A 15859-nucleotide genomic window follows, 5' to 3' on the forward strand; every position below is an offset into this window, starting at 1 on the left:
CGAATGGGATTGCGTAACTTCTTTGACCGGATCGAGCCGAACTTTACCAAGGGCGGCAAGTACGAGAAGCTTTTTCCGATCTACGAGATGGTGGAAAGCTTCATCTACACTCCGAAAACCGTAACCACCGTTGCTCCTCATGCGCGGTCTTATGTAGATATGAAGCGGATCATGACATATGTCGTGATTGCCACTATTCCTTGCATCCTGTGGGGAATGTGGAACACCGGTTATCAGGCAAATTCGGCCATTGCCGCGCTTGGCCCAGAGTCGGCAACCGGCTGGCGAATTGCAATTCTTCAGGTTTTTGGCATTTCGCTTAGTCCGGACAGCATCTTTGCTAATGTCATGCACGGGCTCATGTACTTCCTGCCGATCTATGTCGTCACGTTGGTGGCAGGCGGTATTTTCGAGGTCATTTTCGCAACGGTCCGCGGGCATGAGGTGAATGAAGGCTTTCTTGTCACTTCGATGCTTTACGCCCTGATCATGCCAGCAACTACGCCTCTGTGGCAGGTTGCCCTGGGAATTATTTTTGGTGTCGTGATCGGCAAAGAGGTTTTCGGCGGCACTGGTAAGAACTTCCTCAACCCTGCCTTGGTGGGGCGGGCGTTTTTGTATTTTGCCTATCCCGCGCAGATGTCGGGCGATGCCGTGTGGACCCCGGTCGACGGGTTTTCCGGTGCGACGGCTCTGGCTGTGTCGGCTGCCGAAGGCTATCAGGCGCTGGCCGCTGACGGTATCACCTGGTGGAGCGCGTTTTATGGCACCATCCAAGGCAGTATAGGGGAAACCTCGACGCTGGCCTGCATCATCGGTCTAGCCTTCCTGCTGATCACCAAGATCGCCAACTATCGGCTGATTGTGGGATGTCTGGCAGGCACAATTGCGTTCACCTGGCTGCTGAACCTGATCGGGTCCGAGACGAACCCGATGTTCGCTATGCCCTGGTACTGGCATGTCGTATTGGGTGGTTACGCCTTTGGTCTGGCTTTCATGGTGACCGAGCCGGTCTCGGCCAGCCACACCAATGCCGGTCGCTATGTCTATGGCGCCCTGATTGGTGTCATGGTTGTGTTAATACGTGTGATCAACCCAGCCTTTCCCGAAGGTATGATGCTGGCCATACTGTTCGGCAACGTCTTTGCACCGCTGATCGATTATTTTGTCGTTCAGGCCAACATCAAACGGAGGGCGCGTCGCCATGTCTGATACGCAATCCCCTGAACGCAAGGGCGCGATTGCCCGGTTTCTGGCGGCCTCACCAGATTCAGTTGGCAAAACGATCTTTATTGCTGTCGCGGTCTGTCTCGTTGCCTCGATGATCGTGTCGGCCGCCGCGGTCAGCCTGCGCCCGGTGCAGGAGGCCAACAAGCTGAAGGACAAGCAGGTAAATATCCTGCAGGTGGCGGGGGTGTATGAACCCGGCGTCAATGTCACCGAAGCATTTGCCGCATTCGAGCCGCATGTGCTGGACCTGGCAACGGGCGATTTTGTGGACGATCAGTTCGAGCCGGCCACCTTTGACGATTTGGCCGCTGCCGGCGATCCGGACCTGAGCGTCGCGCTTGACGACGATCCCGCAGGCATTGGTCGCAAGGCAAAGTATCGGGTCATCTATCTGCTGCGCGACGACAGCGGAGCGTTGGACAAGGTGATCCTGCCGCTGCATGGCTATGGGTTGTGGTCTACGCTCTACGGCTTCATCGCGCTGGAAAAGAACGGCAACGACATTTTCGGCCTGCAATTCTATCAGCATGGTGAGACACCGGGTTTGGGTGCTGAGGTGGACAACCCGCGCTGGAAGACGTTGTGGAACGGCAAGAAGCTGCGCGACGACGCGGGAGTGTTGCAGATCACCGTCGCCAAGTCGCAGCCTGCGGCCGGGCCCGACTATTACATCGACGCCCTGGCAGGTGCGACCCTGACCACTGTCGGTGTCGACAACCTGGTGAGATTCTGGATGGGTGACGCGGGTTACGCTCCGTTCCTGGCCAAGCTGCAAGCAGGAGAGATCTGATGTCGCAGACCAAGAAAGAGCTGTTGGTCGACCCCCTTGTCGACAACAACCCGATCACCCTGCAGGTGCTGGGCATCTGTTCAGCTTTGGCGGTGACTTCGTCGTTGCAGGTGGCCTTTGTCATGGCGCTGGCGGTGACCTTTGTGACTGCGTTTTCGTCGATGTTCATTTCGATTTTGCGCAACCAGATCCCGGGCTCGATCCGGATCATCGTGCAGATGGTGATCATCGCCTCGCTAGTGATTTTGGTGGATCAGATCCTCAAGGCTTATGCCTTTCAGATTTCCAAGACCCTGTCGGTGTTTGTCGGCCTGATTATCACCAACTGTATCGTTATGGGCCGAGCCGAGGCATTCGCCATGAAAAACCCGCCGGTAGCGTCGTTCATCGACGGTTTTGGCAACGGCATGGGCTATGGCCTGATCCTGATGCTGGTGGGCATCATCCGGGAGTTGTTTGGATCGGGCAGCCTGTTTGGCGTGACAATCCTGCAAACGGTCAATAATGGCGGTTGGTACGTACCCAACGGCCTGTTGCTGCTGCCGCCGTCGGCGTTCTTTGTGATCGGCCTGCTGATCTGGGCTTTCCGCACGTGGAAGCCGAACCAGGTCGAAGAACGTGAATACAAAATCCAGCAGGTAGAGGCGCACTGATGGAAGGGCTTATCTCTCTGGCCGTGAAGGCCGTCTTTATCGAAAACCTTGCGCTCAGCTTTTTCCTTGGCATGTGTACCTTCATCGCCGTGTCGAAAAAGATTTCGACTGCCATCGGCCTGGGAATATCGGTCATGGTGGTGCAGGCCATCACCGTGCCCGCCAACAACCTGTTGCTGTCCTTCCTGCTGAAACCGGGCGCATTGGCATGGGCCGGGTTCCCGGATGTGGATTTGACCTTTCTCGGGCTGATTTCCTATATCGGCGTGATCGCAGCGATGGTTCAGATCCTCGAAATGATTCTCGATAAGTATTTCCCGCCGCTCTACAACGCGCTGGGGATCTTCCTGCCTTTGATCACTGTGAACTGTGCCATTCTAGGTGGTTCGCTGTTCATGGTCGAACGGGATTATAACTTTGCCGAGGCGACCACCTATGGCATCTCATCCGGCTTCGGTTGGGCGTTGGCGATCACCGCGATGGCGGGCGTGCGCGAAAAGCTCAAATACTCGGATGTGCCGGACGGGCTTCAGGGGCTGGGCATCACCTTTATCACCGCCGGGCTGATGGCGATGGCCTTTATGTCCTTCTCAGGCGTGAAACTGTAAGGGGGGCGAGAGAATGGAAACCTTTTCGCTCGGCGTTGTCCTGTTCACCCTGATTGTTCTGGCGCTGGTGGCCATCATTATGGCTGCTCGGTCAAAGTTGGTGTCAACCGGCAACGTCAACATCACCATCAACGGTGAAAAGACTATCTCGGTTCCGGCGGGTGGCAAACTGCTGCAAACATTGGCGGCCGAAAAACTGTTTGTTCCGTCAGCCTGCGGTGGTGGTGGTACCTGTGCCCAGTGCCGCGTGAAAGTGCATTCGGGTGGCGGTTCGATCCTGCCGACCGAAGAAAGTCACATTACAAAGCGCGAAGCCTCCTGTGGCGACCGTCTGTCCTGTCAGGTGGCGGTCAAGCAGGACATGGAAATCGAAGTTCCAGAAGAGGTCTTCGGCGTCAAGAAATGGGAATGCACCGTTCGCTCGAACGACAACGTTGCGACCTTTATCAAGGCCCTTACTCTGGACCTGCCCGAAGGAGAGGACGTGAAATTCCGTGCCGGGGGCTACATCCAGATCGAAGCGCCCGCTCATCAGTTGAAATACACCGATTTCGACGTGCAGGAAGAATACCGCGAGGATTGGGATCGCTTCAATCTGTGGCAATATGAGTCGGTTGTGACACAACCGATCGAACGCGCCTATTCGATGGCCAACTATCCGGATGAAAAGGGCATGATCATGCTTAACGTCCGGGTAGCTTCACCGCCTCCGGGCTCAGAAGGAATTCCGCCGGGCCAGATGTCGTCCTACATCTTCAACCTGAAGCCGGGCGATAAAGTTACTATTTCGGGTCCATTTGGCGAGTTTTTCGCGCGTGAAACCAAGAAGGAAATGGTCTTCATCGGTGGTGGCGCCGGCATGGCACCGATGCGCAGCCACATCTTTGACCAGCTCAAACGCCTTGAGAACCGCGACCGCAAGATCAGTTTTTGGTACGGCGCACGATCCAAGAAAGAGATGTTCTTTGTCGAGGACTTCGATCAGCTGGCGGAAGAGTTCGAAAATTTCGAATGGCACGTCGCTCTGTCAGACGCCCAGCCCGAGGATGAATGGAAAGGCTATACCGGCTTCATCCACAACGTTCTGTTCGAAGAATACCTCAAGAACCACCCGGCACCTGAGGATTGCGAATACTACATGTGTGGACCGCCAATCATGAACCAGTCGGTTATCAACATGCTGCTGGATCTGGGCGTGGATCGAGAAGATATCATGCTCGACGATTTTGGCGGGTAAATAATGAAACCGGCGCTGAGTGCGCCGGTTTTTTCATTCCGGCACCAGGTCGACCTATTTTCCGTAATAGTCCCGATACCAGGCGACGAATTGGGCAATGCCGTCCTTCAAGTCGGTCTGCGGGCGATAATTCGTCAGCTGCTGCAACAGCCGATTGTCAGCCCAGGTGGCATGAACATCGCCCATCTGCATTGGCATGAAGTTTTTGACCGCTTTCTGGCCAACAGCCTCTTCGATGGCTTCTATGAAATCCATCAGACGCACCTTGTCTCCGTTGCCAATGTTGACGATGCGGTACGGTGCAACTGGCGACAAGCTGTCACCGTCTTCGATATCCGCGCGGCTGATCGGGCGAACCGGTGGAACATCGATCAGCAACCTGATCCCGCGCACAAGGTCTTCTACATGCGTGAAGTCGCGATACATATCGCCATGATTGTAGATGTCTATTGGTCTGCCATCCAGTATTGCAGCGACGAACTTGAAATAGGCCAGATCGGGGCGCCCCCAAGTGCCGTAAACGGTGAAAAACCGAAACATCGTGGTCGGCAAATCCCACAGATGGGCATAGGAATGCCCCATCGCCTCATTCGCCTTTTTGGTGGCGGAATAGATCGTCAGTTGGGTGTCGGCTTTTTCTGTTTCGATGAACGGCATGTCTTCGTTTGCACCGTAGATCGATGAGGTCGACGCCATCAAAAGATGTTCCACCTTATGCTGACGCGCAATTTCCATCACATTGAACGTGCCCACAACGTTCGACTCGATATAGCTGCGGGGATATTCAAGGCTGTGCCGCACGCCAGCCTGCGCGGCCAGATGTACGATGACATCGGGCTGAAACTCCTCAGCGACCTGCACAAGCCGATCAAAGTTTTCCAAACGGTCTTCAGTTGCCGTAAATCCTGAGGTTTGAAGCAGTATCTGATGTCGACGCTGTTTCAGGGTCACATCATAATAGTCGGTCATCCCGTCGTAGCCGTGTACCTGAAACCCTTCTGCCAAAAGCAACTTGGCCAGATGGAATCCGATGAACCCGGCAGAACCTGTAATCAATACTCGTTTCATAAAACCCTCAGAACTCACTGCAAATTCATCGCTGGCTGGAAGGCTGATCCTATCATCAGATCAACTGCTTGCGAACATCCTGCGGGCATATCGGACAATCTAAGGCTCGTGGTCAACACTTTGCCTATTCAAACAGTTGTTGATTGCGACCACCGAGCGGGGCGGGTAGGGATCAAATGCCATGATGAAAGACTGGATCAGACGGCGGTTCCAATCCGCGGCGAGGGAAAGCTCCAATGCGATGCCATGCGACGTGGCACCAGCAGAAAAAGTGACAGCTGTCGGCGATATTCACGGTCGTCTTGATCTGCTTCAGGCGGTTTTGCCACGACTCGACGATCAAAGCCCGCTGGTTTTTCTGGGCGATTACATCGACCGGGGGGCATACAGCGCGCAGGTACTGCGGCATTTGCATCACCTGAGTGAAGCGTCAGACGGGCGGGTGCAATGCCTGCTTGGCAATCACGAAGAGATGCTGCTGCAATTTGCAAACGACCCGGAACGATACGCCAGGCTTTGGTTTCATAACGGAGGAGCGGAAACTTTGGCATCTTTCGGTCTCGAATGTCCCGACGAGTTGGACGGTGGCAAGCATCTGCCTGAACTGGCAGAGCGTCTGCGGCATAAGATGGGCGACAGCTTGCTGGACTGGCTTGCAAATCTGCCGCTGACCTGGACCAGCGGCAACGTCACCTTTGTCCACGCGGCGCTTGATCCGCGGCAATCCATTCAATCCCAGGATCGCCAAATCTGTCTATGGGGTCATCCGATGTTTCCACGGCTTGCACGCAGCGACGCGCAATGGGTTGTACACGGTCATACAATTGTAAACCAACCCCGGGTTAAAAACCGGGTTGTGTCGATTGATACCGGTGCCTTTGCCTCGGGCAGATTAACTGCCGTTGAAATAGACGGCGGTAGCATCGGGTTTCTTTCAACCGGTTGAAACTAGCCTACGATCATCTGCTTCATGCGAAGCGCTTCATACTCCAATTCCCTCAGGCGGAAATGCACTACGTCACCGATAGTGATGACACCGCACAAATTGCCATCACGCAGAACCGGCATATGGCGGAAACGTCCCTCGGTCATAGTCTTCAGCACGTCATTCAGCGTATCCTCGGGCATACAGGCTTTTACATCCCTGGTCATCAGGTCTTCGACCGACTGTGGCAGGGTCTGTCCCGGCGTATCGGCCATGCGCCTCACGATGTCGCGTTCCGACAAAATTCCTTTCAATGCCCCGTTCTGATCGGTCACCAGAACAGCACCAATTCGCTTGTCCTTGAGCGTGTTCACCACCGAATGGATGGTATCATTAGGTCGCACCGAGAACACCGCATCCCCTTTACCCTCAAGCAGTTTGGCCACGGTCGTCTGCGAATGCGACAGGTTTGATTCCGCTGATTGGCTGTAGGTTGTCTTGTCAGCCTTGTCACCGCGCGACGGCGACTGATAAGAAGTTGGGGCCATGGGCAATCTCCTTATGGTTCTTGCAAAGTCTTTCCCTTTCACTTTAGCGCAGCTAAACGACCTGTATAGGGTACAATTGCACGAGTTGGCCAAACGCAGGTCAGCAGAGGGAGCTTAAGCCTTTGAATGAACTCTATCTTACGCCCCCGGTTGCCGCGCTGATCTTCTTTGCGGCTGTTGTGTGCGGTCACAACTTTCGTATGGCGTGGAAGCAACAGAAGCCCGGGTGGCGGAAACGCGCGTGGTTGTTCGGAATTCCGGCTGGAACTGGTCTTCTGCTGTTGGGTTTCCTTCCATTGAAACTGTAATGCCAATTTGACTCTGGCGGGGACCGCTGTCATATGCCGGGCACAGAATGTCCCGGAGAACGTCCAATGCGTCTTTTGCCCGTACTGGCCTTTTTCACCCTTCTTTCAGGCTGTCTTTTTGACAAGGAACCCGAAGAAGTTCGTCTGTCCGGCGAGACAATGGGCACGACCTACAATATCACCGCAATTGGCGAGGACCTTGACAAAGACGCACTGGCCGCGGCCGTCAGTGATAAGTTGGCAGCTGTGAATGCCAAGATGTCCAACTGGGATCCGAACTCGGAAGTTTCTGTTATTTCCGCGTCGACCAGCACAGATCCGATGCCTGTGTCCAACGAACTCGCGCTGGTTCTTTCCGCTGCGAACGAAGTGCACTCGAAATCCGGAGGCATTTTCGACGTAACCCTCGGCCCTCTGATCGAACTTTGGGGTTTTGGCCCACGCAAGCCCGAAGACCCGGTGCCATCAGATGCGGATATCAACGCCGCGCTGAATGGTGTAGGTCAAGAACGCCTGCTAGCGCTCGATACCGATGCTGGTACGCTTGCCAAGTCAAACGCCAGTGTGGGCATTAACCTGTCCGCGATTGCAAAAGGCTATGGAATTGACGCTGTTGCAGAAACCTTGCAGGCCGCTGGCATCGAAAACTATCTGGTTGAAATTGGCGGCGATCTTGTGGCCAAAGGTAAGAATGACAAGGGCGAAGCGTGGCTCATTGGTATCGAGAAACCTGAAACGGGTTCGCAAACCATCCAGTTGATCATTTCTTTGAATGACAGGGGCATGGCCAGTTCGGGCGATTACAGGAATTTCTTTGAAAAAGATGGTGTGCGATATTCGCATATCATCGATCCGACAACAGGCCGTCCGATCACGCACCGCACCACTTCGGTCACCGTGCTGGCCGAAAACGCGATGATGGCCGATGCCTGGGCAACAGCCATGCTGGCCTTGGGGCAGGAAAAAGGGCTAGCTCTGGCAGAGGAGCATAAACTTGCAGTGTATTTCATCTCGCGGGATGTGACAGGCGGCGAAGATGCCTATATCACTGCCCATAGCACAGCGTTCAAAGACGCGCTGGGATCGAACTGACTGTTGGAGCTGAGATGAGTACCTTTATTCTGGCCTTCATTCTTCTCGCTCTCGTCATGGTGGGCATGTCATTGGGTGTCATGCTGATGGGCAAGACCATCAAAGGCAGCTGCGGTGGTCTAAACGCGATCTCGGGCGCGGATAAATGCGTTGTTTGCCAAAAAGACATCGACCCCGACAGCCCACTGCGCGACAAGCTGCAATGCAAACGTGCCAAGAAGATGCTGGAGCAAATGGACCGCCAGGCCTGACGCAGGTTTTGCTTCGCTCTGCGGATAGAAATGGCTAACTAGGTCCTCGTGACTTGTGGGGAAGGGCGTCAACTTGGCCAAGGCAAGAAACATCCTGTTCATCATGTTCGACCAGCTGCGATGGGATTATCTGAGCTGTTACGGCCATCCGCATCTGCATACCCCAAATATCGATCGTCTGGCAGCCAAAGGCGTGCGCTTCAACCGCGCCTATATCCAATCACCGATCTGCGGCAGCTCCCGCATGTCCACTTATACCGGGCGCTATGTGCATTCTCACGGGGCGTCGTGGAACGGAATTCCGTTGAAAGTCGGTGAGATTACAATGGGCGATCACCTGCGTAAGGCGGGGATGGATTGCTGGCTGGTTGGCAAAACTCATATGCGTGCAGATGCCGAAGGGATGGCGAGGTTGGGCTTGGAGCCTGACAGCCTGATCGGGGCCCGCGTCGCCGAATGTGGGTTCGACGTGTACGAACGGGATGACGGTATGCTGCCCGAAGGTCCGGATGGGTATTATGACCCGGAAGGGGCAAAGGAATACAACAAATTCCTAGAGGCCAAAGGGTATGAGAGCGACAATCCCTGGCATGACTTTGCCAATTCCGGGCTGGATGCGAATGGCAACGTTCTGTCAGGCTGGTTTCTGAAGAATTCACCCGAAGCCGCTAATATTGCCGAGGAAGACAGCGAAACGCCCTATCTGACCGGTCGCGGGATAGAGTTCATGGAAACGCATGATGGCCCGTGGTGCTGTCATCTGAGTTTTATCAAGCCGCATTGGCCGTACATCGTACCGGACCCATACGCCTCGATGTATGGACCGGAACATGTGCTGCCTGTGGTGCGATCCGAGGCGGAACGTCAGAATGCGCATCCCGTGCTTAAAGCCTTCATGGACACAAAGATCGGCCAGACCTTTTCGCGGCAGGACGTACGTGAGGCGGTTATCCCAGCCTATATGGGGCTGATCAAGCAAGCAGATGACCAGATGGGCCGCCTGTTGGACTGGATGGAGAGAACCGGGCGGATGGAAAACACGATGATCGTGTTGACATCAGACCATGGTGATTTTCTGGGCGATCACTGGATGGGGGAAAAGACCTTCTTCCACAACGCCTCCACCAGGGTGCCGTTGATCATCTATGACCCGTCGCCCGAGGCGGACGCGACACGCGGTACCGTCAGCGATGCGCTTGTGGAATCCATCGACCTTGCACCGACCTTTGTCGATGCGGCTGGCGGGGAAGTGGCGACGCATATTCTGGAAGGTCACTCCCTGTTGCCTATTCTCTATGGGGAGAAGGACGCATTGCCACGCGATGTGGTGATCTGCGAATATGACTACTCGGCTTCACCAATCGCAAATGTTTTGGACGTGTCGGTCCGCGATGCGGTGATGTTCATGGCCGCAAGCAAGAAATGGAAACTGATCCATTGTGAAGGTGGGTACCGGCCAATCCTGTTCGATCTGGAAAACGACCCTGATGAGTTGAACGACCTGGGTGACAGCGCGGAGCATGCCGGTATGATCGCTGAAATGTACGAGCACCTGTTCGCCTGGACGCGGCGGGCGTCACAGCGCACAACCCGGTCCGAGCAGCAATTGATTGAAATGCGAACCAAAAGTCGGGGCAGGGGTGTTGTTCTGGGCGTCTATGATGAAAACGATGCGCCGTTGGACCTGACCGTCAAATACCGCAATCGCAAGGCGCGCCCTTTCCAGAGCTATCTAAATGACTAACACACTCTGTGTCGGTTAAAATTGTTCATCATTGCAAAGGTGGTTCACCCGTTGAAGTCCAAAGGATAGAAGGTGACCCAAGAGCAGAAAACGGAGTACATCAATGGCCACCCCCAAACCTGTTGTCCTGTGCATTCTTGATGGTTGGGGCCTGTCCGAAGACACAAAAGCCAACGCACCCTATCTGGCAAACACGCCGACGTTTGACGCGATCCTGTCTGAGTGTCCGCATTCATCCCTGATCACCCACGGCCCCGATGTGGGTCTGCCAAGCGGACAGATGGGAAATTCAGAGGTCGGGCACACCAATATCGGTGCAGGGCGTGTGGTCGCCATGGATCTGGGCCAGATCGATCTTTCCATTGAAGACCGGACTTTCTTTGAAAACGAAGCGCTGCAAGCTTTCATCGTCAGCGTCAAATCCGCTGGCGGTACTGCGCATCTGATGGGGTTGATCTCGGATGGTGGGGTGCATGGTCATCTGAACCATATCGTTGCCGCAACCACTGCCATAACGGATGCCGGTGTCCCGGTTGCACTACATGCAGTGACGGACGGGCGTGATGTCGCGCCAAGGTCAGCTCTGACTTACATCGCTGAGTTGGAAGAACGCTTGCCCGAAAACGCACGCATCGTCACCGTAAGCGGGCGGTACTTTGCCATGGATCGCGACAATCGCTGGGAGCGTGTCAGTGAAGCGTATGCTGCAATGGTCAACGGGCAGGGCCGAACAGCAGGCAGTGCCCATGGCGCGGTTGATCACGCCTATAACCAGTCCGAATCTGACGAGTTCGTCACACCAACCGTATTAACGGGGTATGACGGTATTAACGATGGCGATGGTTTCTTTTGCCTGAACTTTCGCGCCGACCGTGCCCGTGAAATTCTGCGCGCCATCGGAGAGCCAGGATTTTCCGAGTTTGCGACAGGACCGCGCCCGAAGCTTTCAGCTCTGCTGGGCATGGTCGAATATTCTGACGGGCACAATGCTTACATGACCACGGTTTTTCCAAAGCGCTCGATTGTGAATACTCTGGGCGAATGGGTCGCCAAGCAAGGGCTTCGGCAGTTTAGACTAGCTGAAACCGAGAAGTACCCGCATGTTACGTTCTTTCTGAATGGCGGTAAGGAGACGCCCGAACTAGGCGAGGATCGCTTTATGCCGAGCTCGCCGAAAGTGGCGACCTACGATCTACAGCCCGAAATGTCGGCCGCAGAGGTTACGGCGAAATTTATCGAAGCCATCGAAGGAGGGTATGACTTGATTGTTACAAATTATGCCAATCCCGATATGGTTGGTCATACAGGTGATCTGAATGCTGCGATCAAAGCGTGTGAAGCCGTCGATGAGGGGTTGGCGCAAGTCATTGCGGCTATTGAAAAGGTCAAGGGAGCGATGATTATCACGGCCGATCACGGTAATTGCGAAGTCATGGTCGATCCTGTGACCGGCGGCCCGCATACGGCCCATACGCTCAATCCTGTTCCAATGGCGCTGGTTGGCGGGCCTGAAGGTGCGAAATTGCGCCAAGGTCGTTTGTCCGATCTTGCCCCGACCCTGCTTGAGCTGATGGGATTGCCGAAGCCGCCGGAAATGACCGGGGAAAGCCTGCTGTCATGAAAATGGCTGCTCTGGCAGTGTGTCTGTTTTTAGCCTTGCCGGCACTGGCCCAGCCAGACGCCTCCAAGGCCGCTTTGGACGCAGCGCAGATGCTCGAACAGGCGTCCATCGCGTTATCCGAGGCTGAAAGCGCCCGGGACCGGGTCCATGCTCTTACGGAGACGATCCATGCCTATGAGGCCGGGTTGGGCGCGATGCGGGTGGGATTGCGCCAAGCGGCAACCCGCGAGGCGCAACTGAGTGCCGAATTGCGGGCGCGCGAAAAGGAAATCCGGCGATTGCTTGGTGTTCTGCAAACCATTGAAACGACCGAACCACCCGTCTTGATGTTACATCCGTCCGGCCCTTTGGGGGCGGCCCGTGCAGGTATTATGCTGTCCGAGGTCACCCCTGGCCTGAACGCCAGCGCGCAGGAACTGGCGCAGGACCTGAATGAAGTGCAGACATTGCGTGTCTTGCAGCAAAAGGCCTCGGAAACTTTGACAGAGGGTCTGACGGGCGTTCAGGAGGCCCGTACCCGTCTGAGCGAGGCAATCGCCGACCGCACGGATTTGCCCCGCCGTTTCGTGGAAGACCCGGTGCGTACGGCCATTCTGATCTCGTCGACCGAAACACTGGATGGCTTTGCAAGTGGTCTGTCCGAGATCTCGGAAGGAGAGATCCTCGACAGCGATGCCAGTGTCTTGGACAGGAAAGGCCGGATATCAATGCCGGTACAGGGAATCTTGCTGCACAAGGCCGGTGAAACGGACGCCGCCGGTGTAACGCGCCCCGGCCTGATTGTGGGTACACGCCCGCGCGCCTTGGTCACCTCGCCCACCGCGGCGACAATTCGCTATCGCGGGCCGCTGCTGGACCTGGGGAACCTAATCATCCTTGAGCCTCAATCGGGTCTTTTGTTCGTATTTTCCGGTTTGCAGGAGGTCTATGGCCAGCCAGGTCAGGTGATCCCGGAGGGCACTCCGGTTGGCCTGATGCCCGGTGAAATGCCGGAAATCGGCGCAATTTTGTCAACAAGCAGTGATGGCACTGGAACTGACCGCTCAGAAACGCTCTATATAGAGGTAAGAGAAGATAATCGCCCCGTGGACCCGGAATCGTGGTTTCGGACCGACAAGGATGGATAAACGCGTATGAAGAAATTTGTGGTGGCCGGTCTGGCTGGAACTGTGGCAGGTATTCTTGCAACAACTCAGATCGCAGGACCCCTGCTGGCGCAGGAGGCCGAGAACAAGGCAAGCGTCTATGAACAGCTGGATTTGTTCGGCGACATTTTTGAACGTATCCGCGCACAGTATGTCGAAGAGGTTGAGCCCGAAGAACTGATCGAGGCGGCGATTGACGGCATGTTGACATCACTTGATCCGCATTCGAGTTATCTTTCTCCTGACGATGCCGAACAAATGCGCGTGCAGACCCGGGGCGAATTTGGTGGGTTGGGTATCGAAGTCACGCAGGAAGAAGGCTTTGTCAAAGTCGTCTCACCCATTGACGATACCCCCGCCGACGCAGCCGGAATCGAAGCCGGGGATTTCATTACCCATGTGGACGGTGAAAGCATTCTGGGCCTGACGCTGGACAAAGCGGTTGACCTGATGCGCGGCCCGGTCGGGTCCGAAATTGTCATCACCGTCGTACGTGAGGGTGAACCTGATCCCTTCGACGTCACTATTATCCGTGACACAATCAAGTTGACCGCTGTGCGCGCACGGACCGAAGGCCCCAGTGTCGTGCTGCGTGTAACCACGTTCAACGACCAGACCTTCCCGAACCTGAAAGAAGGCTTGCAGGAGCAGATTGCCGAAGCAGGTGGCATCGACAAGGTGAACGGCTTTGTTCTGGACCTGCGCAACAACCCAGGCGGCCTGTTGACTCAGGCGATCAAAGTGTCGGACGCGTTCCTGAACGAAGGCGAAATCGTTTCTACGCGCGGCCGCGATCCGAACGAAGGTGAGCGGTTCAATGCAACCCCCGGGGATCTGGCCGAAGGTAAGCCGATTGTGGTGCTGATCAATGGTGGCTCGGCCTCGGCGTCCGAGATTGTGGCCGGTGCGTTGCAGGATCATCGCCGCGCTATCGTCGTGGGCACCAAGAGCTTTGGTAAAGGATCCGTGCAGACGGTCATGCCACTGCGCGGTGACGGTGCCATGCGCCTGACCACATCGCGCTATTACACGCCATCAGGACGCTCAATCCAGGCCCTTGGCGTCAGCCCGGACATCATTGTTGAGCAGCCTCGCCCGGCACCTGCACAAGAAGAGGATGAGAGTAATTTGCGGACCCGGTCCGAAGCTGACCTGCGCGGCAGCCTGAACAATGACAGCCTGAGCGAGGATGAAGTTCGCCAGATTGAGGAAGATCGCGCAAGGGCCGAAGCCACGGCCGAGCTGCGGAAAGAGGATTATCAACTGGCATATGCCATAGACATCCTTAAAGGCTTGTCAGCGTTCACCCCGCACGGGCCGTCCCAATAACCAAACCAATGGGCCGCGTATAACGCGGCCCTTTTCTTTCTGGCTCGCGGGATATTATTTCATCATCCAGCAGCGCAATACGCAGGCACCGCGCTTAGTGCACATAACTGAATGGATCATCGGATTTCGCAAGCGTTTCAGCCGTCTCCTCGGCTTACCCGTCGGAAAGCGCGTTTCAGCATATCCAGCTCCGCGCGCAAAAGATCCACTTCAGCCCTGAGATCATCGGCGGCTGGTTCACCTGCAATAATGGAGAAACTCCCAAGTTTCTCGACACCGTCTGCGTCGACTATGACGAAGCTGTGCACGCCTTCGGACAGGGCTGTCACGGGTACCGGAACATTCAGGTCCCATCCGTTGTCTGCGGGCGAAAGCTCAACTCCCTCCAGAGCTTTCCCCAGATATAGAACCTCCAATCCTGGTTGCCGCTCGGCCTCAACATGACCGTGCCAAATACCGCTTTCGAACCGAATGAAGGTCAGGGATGTTTGTGTCATCTTTGATCGTCTCACAAGTCGGCGCGATGGAAACGGCAAAACGTAAGGTCTCGTACACTCATACGGTTCATTTCCGGTTTTTCAAAAATTAGATCCAGCCAGATCTTTTCGATCCTGCGTTCATTCAGGGGCAGGTGAGCCAAGTCAAACTCAACTGCGTTCACGGCGTCAGAAGGGTTCAGTTGCCGCAAAACCTGCTCCATATTGGGTCCGTGCTGAACATTGAGACGTGCGAACACACCCGATGGTTTTTCGCAGTCAATCAGGGTTTCTAACCGGATCAGATGCTCGCGTGTCAGGTCGCGGGCGGCCTCACGCGGCAAGTCGATCGATACCGACAGGAACGACCCCTCGAAACCAAAGACCTCGACCTCCAGACTGAACGGAGCCAGATCACTTGCCCCCCGGTTGCGGATTTGCCGCACGACGATTTCGGTCAATGGGCAGTCGTGAAACAAGCTGACCTGATCGTCCATAACCGTTCTACGGGGAACAGAGGCCATGCCGGATTGCAAAAACGGCGCGCGCCAAAGTCCGGGCCGCCAGCTCCAGTCGGTGCCGACAGGCCGGTGAAACTGAGTTGATCCTATTTTCGGACGGAGCAGGCGCGCATCCGCCAGTTGGATCAGGCGATCCAGTTGCCCACGCAGACTGCGTGCCTGATCGCGTTTCAATCGCAACTCGGCTTGCGCCGAATCTGGCGCCTGCCGCACAGCCCGGCTCCAGCGGCCGAGCGTCCGGCGATGAATATAGCGATCCAGAATCCTGCGCATGGTCTCTTCGTCCGATAATGTCCTTCTTTAGTCAAAGAAA

At 55.6% G+C, this 15859-nt stretch carries 16 protein-coding genes; 12 read left to right on the forward strand and 4 right to left on the reverse strand.

Annotated elements, in window-relative coordinates; translation table 11 throughout:
* The first annotated feature begins 3 nt into the window (after nucleotides 1-3).
* Genes ACR0NZ_RS14685 through nqrF form a run of 5 tightly spaced genes read left to right on the forward strand, consistent with a single transcriptional unit; the run spans nucleotide 4 to nucleotide 4518 of the window.
* Nucleotides 4-1212 (forward strand): NADH:ubiquinone reductase (Na(+)-transporting) subunit B, encoded by a 1209-nt coding sequence (locus ACR0NZ_RS14685; protein WP_480477168.1) that lies wholly within the window; start codon nucleotides 4-6, stop codon nucleotides 1210-1212.
* Nucleotides 1205-2020, forward strand: a complete 816-nt coding sequence (locus tag ACR0NZ_RS14690; RefSeq protein WP_480519882.1) for a Na(+)-translocating NADH-quinone reductase subunit C — start codon at nucleotides 1205-1207, stop codon at nucleotides 2018-2020. The genes ACR0NZ_RS14685 and ACR0NZ_RS14690 overlap by 8 nt, the downstream gene beginning before the upstream one ends.
* A complete protein-coding gene (locus tag ACR0NZ_RS14695) occupies nucleotides 2020-2673 on the forward strand; it encodes an NADH:ubiquinone reductase (Na(+)-transporting) subunit D (RefSeq protein ID WP_480477172.1) in 654 nt (217 codons plus the stop codon). The genes ACR0NZ_RS14690 and ACR0NZ_RS14695 overlap by 1 nt, the downstream gene beginning before the upstream one ends.
* Nucleotides 2673-3281, forward strand: a complete 609-nt coding sequence (nqrE, locus tag ACR0NZ_RS14700; RefSeq protein WP_209507136.1) for an NADH:ubiquinone reductase (Na(+)-transporting) subunit E — start codon at nucleotides 2673-2675, stop codon at nucleotides 3279-3281. The genes ACR0NZ_RS14695 and nqrE overlap by 1 nt, the downstream gene beginning before the upstream one ends.
* A gap of 13 nt (nucleotides 3282-3294) precedes the next feature.
* Nucleotides 3295-4518: an NADH:ubiquinone reductase (Na(+)-transporting) subunit F gene (gene nqrF, locus ACR0NZ_RS14705; RefSeq protein ID WP_480519884.1), complete on the forward strand. Its 1224-nt coding sequence runs from the start codon at nucleotides 3295-3297 to the stop codon at nucleotides 4516-4518.
* 54 nt (nucleotides 4519-4572) lie between these two features.
* On the opposite strand, the gene ACR0NZ_RS14710 is transcribed toward nqrF, so the two are convergent.
* Nucleotides 4573-5586 carry an NAD-dependent epimerase/dehydratase family protein gene (locus tag ACR0NZ_RS14710; RefSeq protein ID WP_480519886.1) on the reverse strand — a complete coding sequence of 338 codons (1014 nt, stop codon included), beginning with the start codon at nucleotides 5584-5586 and terminating at the stop codon, nucleotides 4573-4575.
* A 181-nt stretch (nucleotides 5587-5767) separates the two neighbouring features.
* Between ACR0NZ_RS14710 and ACR0NZ_RS14715 the strand changes: the two genes are divergently transcribed.
* A complete protein-coding gene (locus ACR0NZ_RS14715) occupies nucleotides 5768-6532 on the forward strand; it encodes a metallophosphoesterase family protein (protein WP_480519888.1) in 765 nt (254 codons plus the stop codon).
* Nucleotides 6533-6534: 2 nt separating this feature from the next.
* On the opposite strand, the gene ACR0NZ_RS14720 is transcribed toward ACR0NZ_RS14715, so the two are convergent.
* Nucleotides 6535-7059 carry a CBS domain-containing protein gene (locus ACR0NZ_RS14720; RefSeq protein WP_480477180.1) on the reverse strand — a complete coding sequence of 175 codons (525 nt, stop codon included), beginning with the start codon at nucleotides 7057-7059 and terminating at the stop codon, nucleotides 6535-6537.
* Nucleotides 7060-7433: 374 nt separating this feature from the next.
* On the opposite strand from ACR0NZ_RS14720, the gene ACR0NZ_RS14725 reads away from it, so the two are divergent.
* The 6 genes from ACR0NZ_RS14725 (at nucleotide 7434) to ACR0NZ_RS14750 (ending at nucleotide 14549) form a co-directional block, all read left to right on the forward strand.
* On the forward strand, nucleotides 7434-8459 hold the full coding sequence (locus tag ACR0NZ_RS14725) for an FAD:protein FMN transferase (RefSeq protein WP_480519890.1): 1026 nt from the start codon (nucleotides 7434-7436) through the stop codon (nucleotides 8457-8459).
* A gap of 14 nt (nucleotides 8460-8473) precedes the next feature.
* On the forward strand, nucleotides 8474-8710 hold the full coding sequence (nqrM, locus tag ACR0NZ_RS14730) for a (Na+)-NQR maturation NqrM (protein ID WP_267366293.1): 237 nt from the start codon (nucleotides 8474-8476) through the stop codon (nucleotides 8708-8710).
* 73 nt (nucleotides 8711-8783) lie between these two features.
* On the forward strand, nucleotides 8784-10454 hold the full coding sequence (locus ACR0NZ_RS14735; protein WP_480519892.1) for a sulfatase-like hydrolase/transferase: 1671 nt from the start codon (nucleotides 8784-8786) through the stop codon (nucleotides 10452-10454).
* A gap of 103 nt (nucleotides 10455-10557) precedes the next feature.
* Nucleotides 10558-12075 carry a 2,3-bisphosphoglycerate-independent phosphoglycerate mutase gene (gene gpmI, locus ACR0NZ_RS14740; RefSeq protein ID WP_480519894.1) on the forward strand — a complete coding sequence of 506 codons (1518 nt, stop codon included), beginning with the start codon at nucleotides 10558-10560 and terminating at the stop codon, nucleotides 12073-12075.
* Nucleotides 12072-13202 carry a murein hydrolase activator EnvC family protein gene (locus ACR0NZ_RS14745; protein WP_480519896.1) on the forward strand — a complete coding sequence of 377 codons (1131 nt, stop codon included), beginning with the start codon at nucleotides 12072-12074 and terminating at the stop codon, nucleotides 13200-13202. The genes gpmI and ACR0NZ_RS14745 overlap by 4 nt, the downstream gene beginning before the upstream one ends.
* Nucleotides 13203-13208: 6 nt before the next feature.
* Entirely contained in the window at nucleotides 13209-14549 is a 1341-nt protein-coding gene (locus tag ACR0NZ_RS14750; RefSeq protein ID WP_480519898.1) for a S41 family peptidase, read from the forward strand.
* Nucleotides 14550-14686: 137 nt separating this feature from the next.
* Here the strand turns inward: ACR0NZ_RS14750 and ACR0NZ_RS14755 are convergent, their stop codons facing one another.
* Together ACR0NZ_RS14755 and ACR0NZ_RS14760 are read right to left on the reverse strand one after the other, a co-directional pair.
* The gene (locus ACR0NZ_RS14755) at nucleotides 14687-15046 is read right to left on the reverse strand and encodes a hypothetical protein (RefSeq protein WP_480519900.1); all 360 of its coding nucleotides are present in this window, start codon (nucleotides 15044-15046) and stop codon (nucleotides 14687-14689) included.
* Between the two features lie 11 nt (nucleotides 15047-15057).
* The gene (locus ACR0NZ_RS14760) at nucleotides 15058-15819 is read right to left on the reverse strand and encodes a DUF6478 family protein (protein ID WP_480519902.1); all 762 of its coding nucleotides are present in this window, start codon (nucleotides 15817-15819) and stop codon (nucleotides 15058-15060) included.
* Nucleotides 15820-15859 lie beyond the last annotated feature (40 nt).

The organism is Ruegeria sp. AE3 (assembly GCF_056542225.1).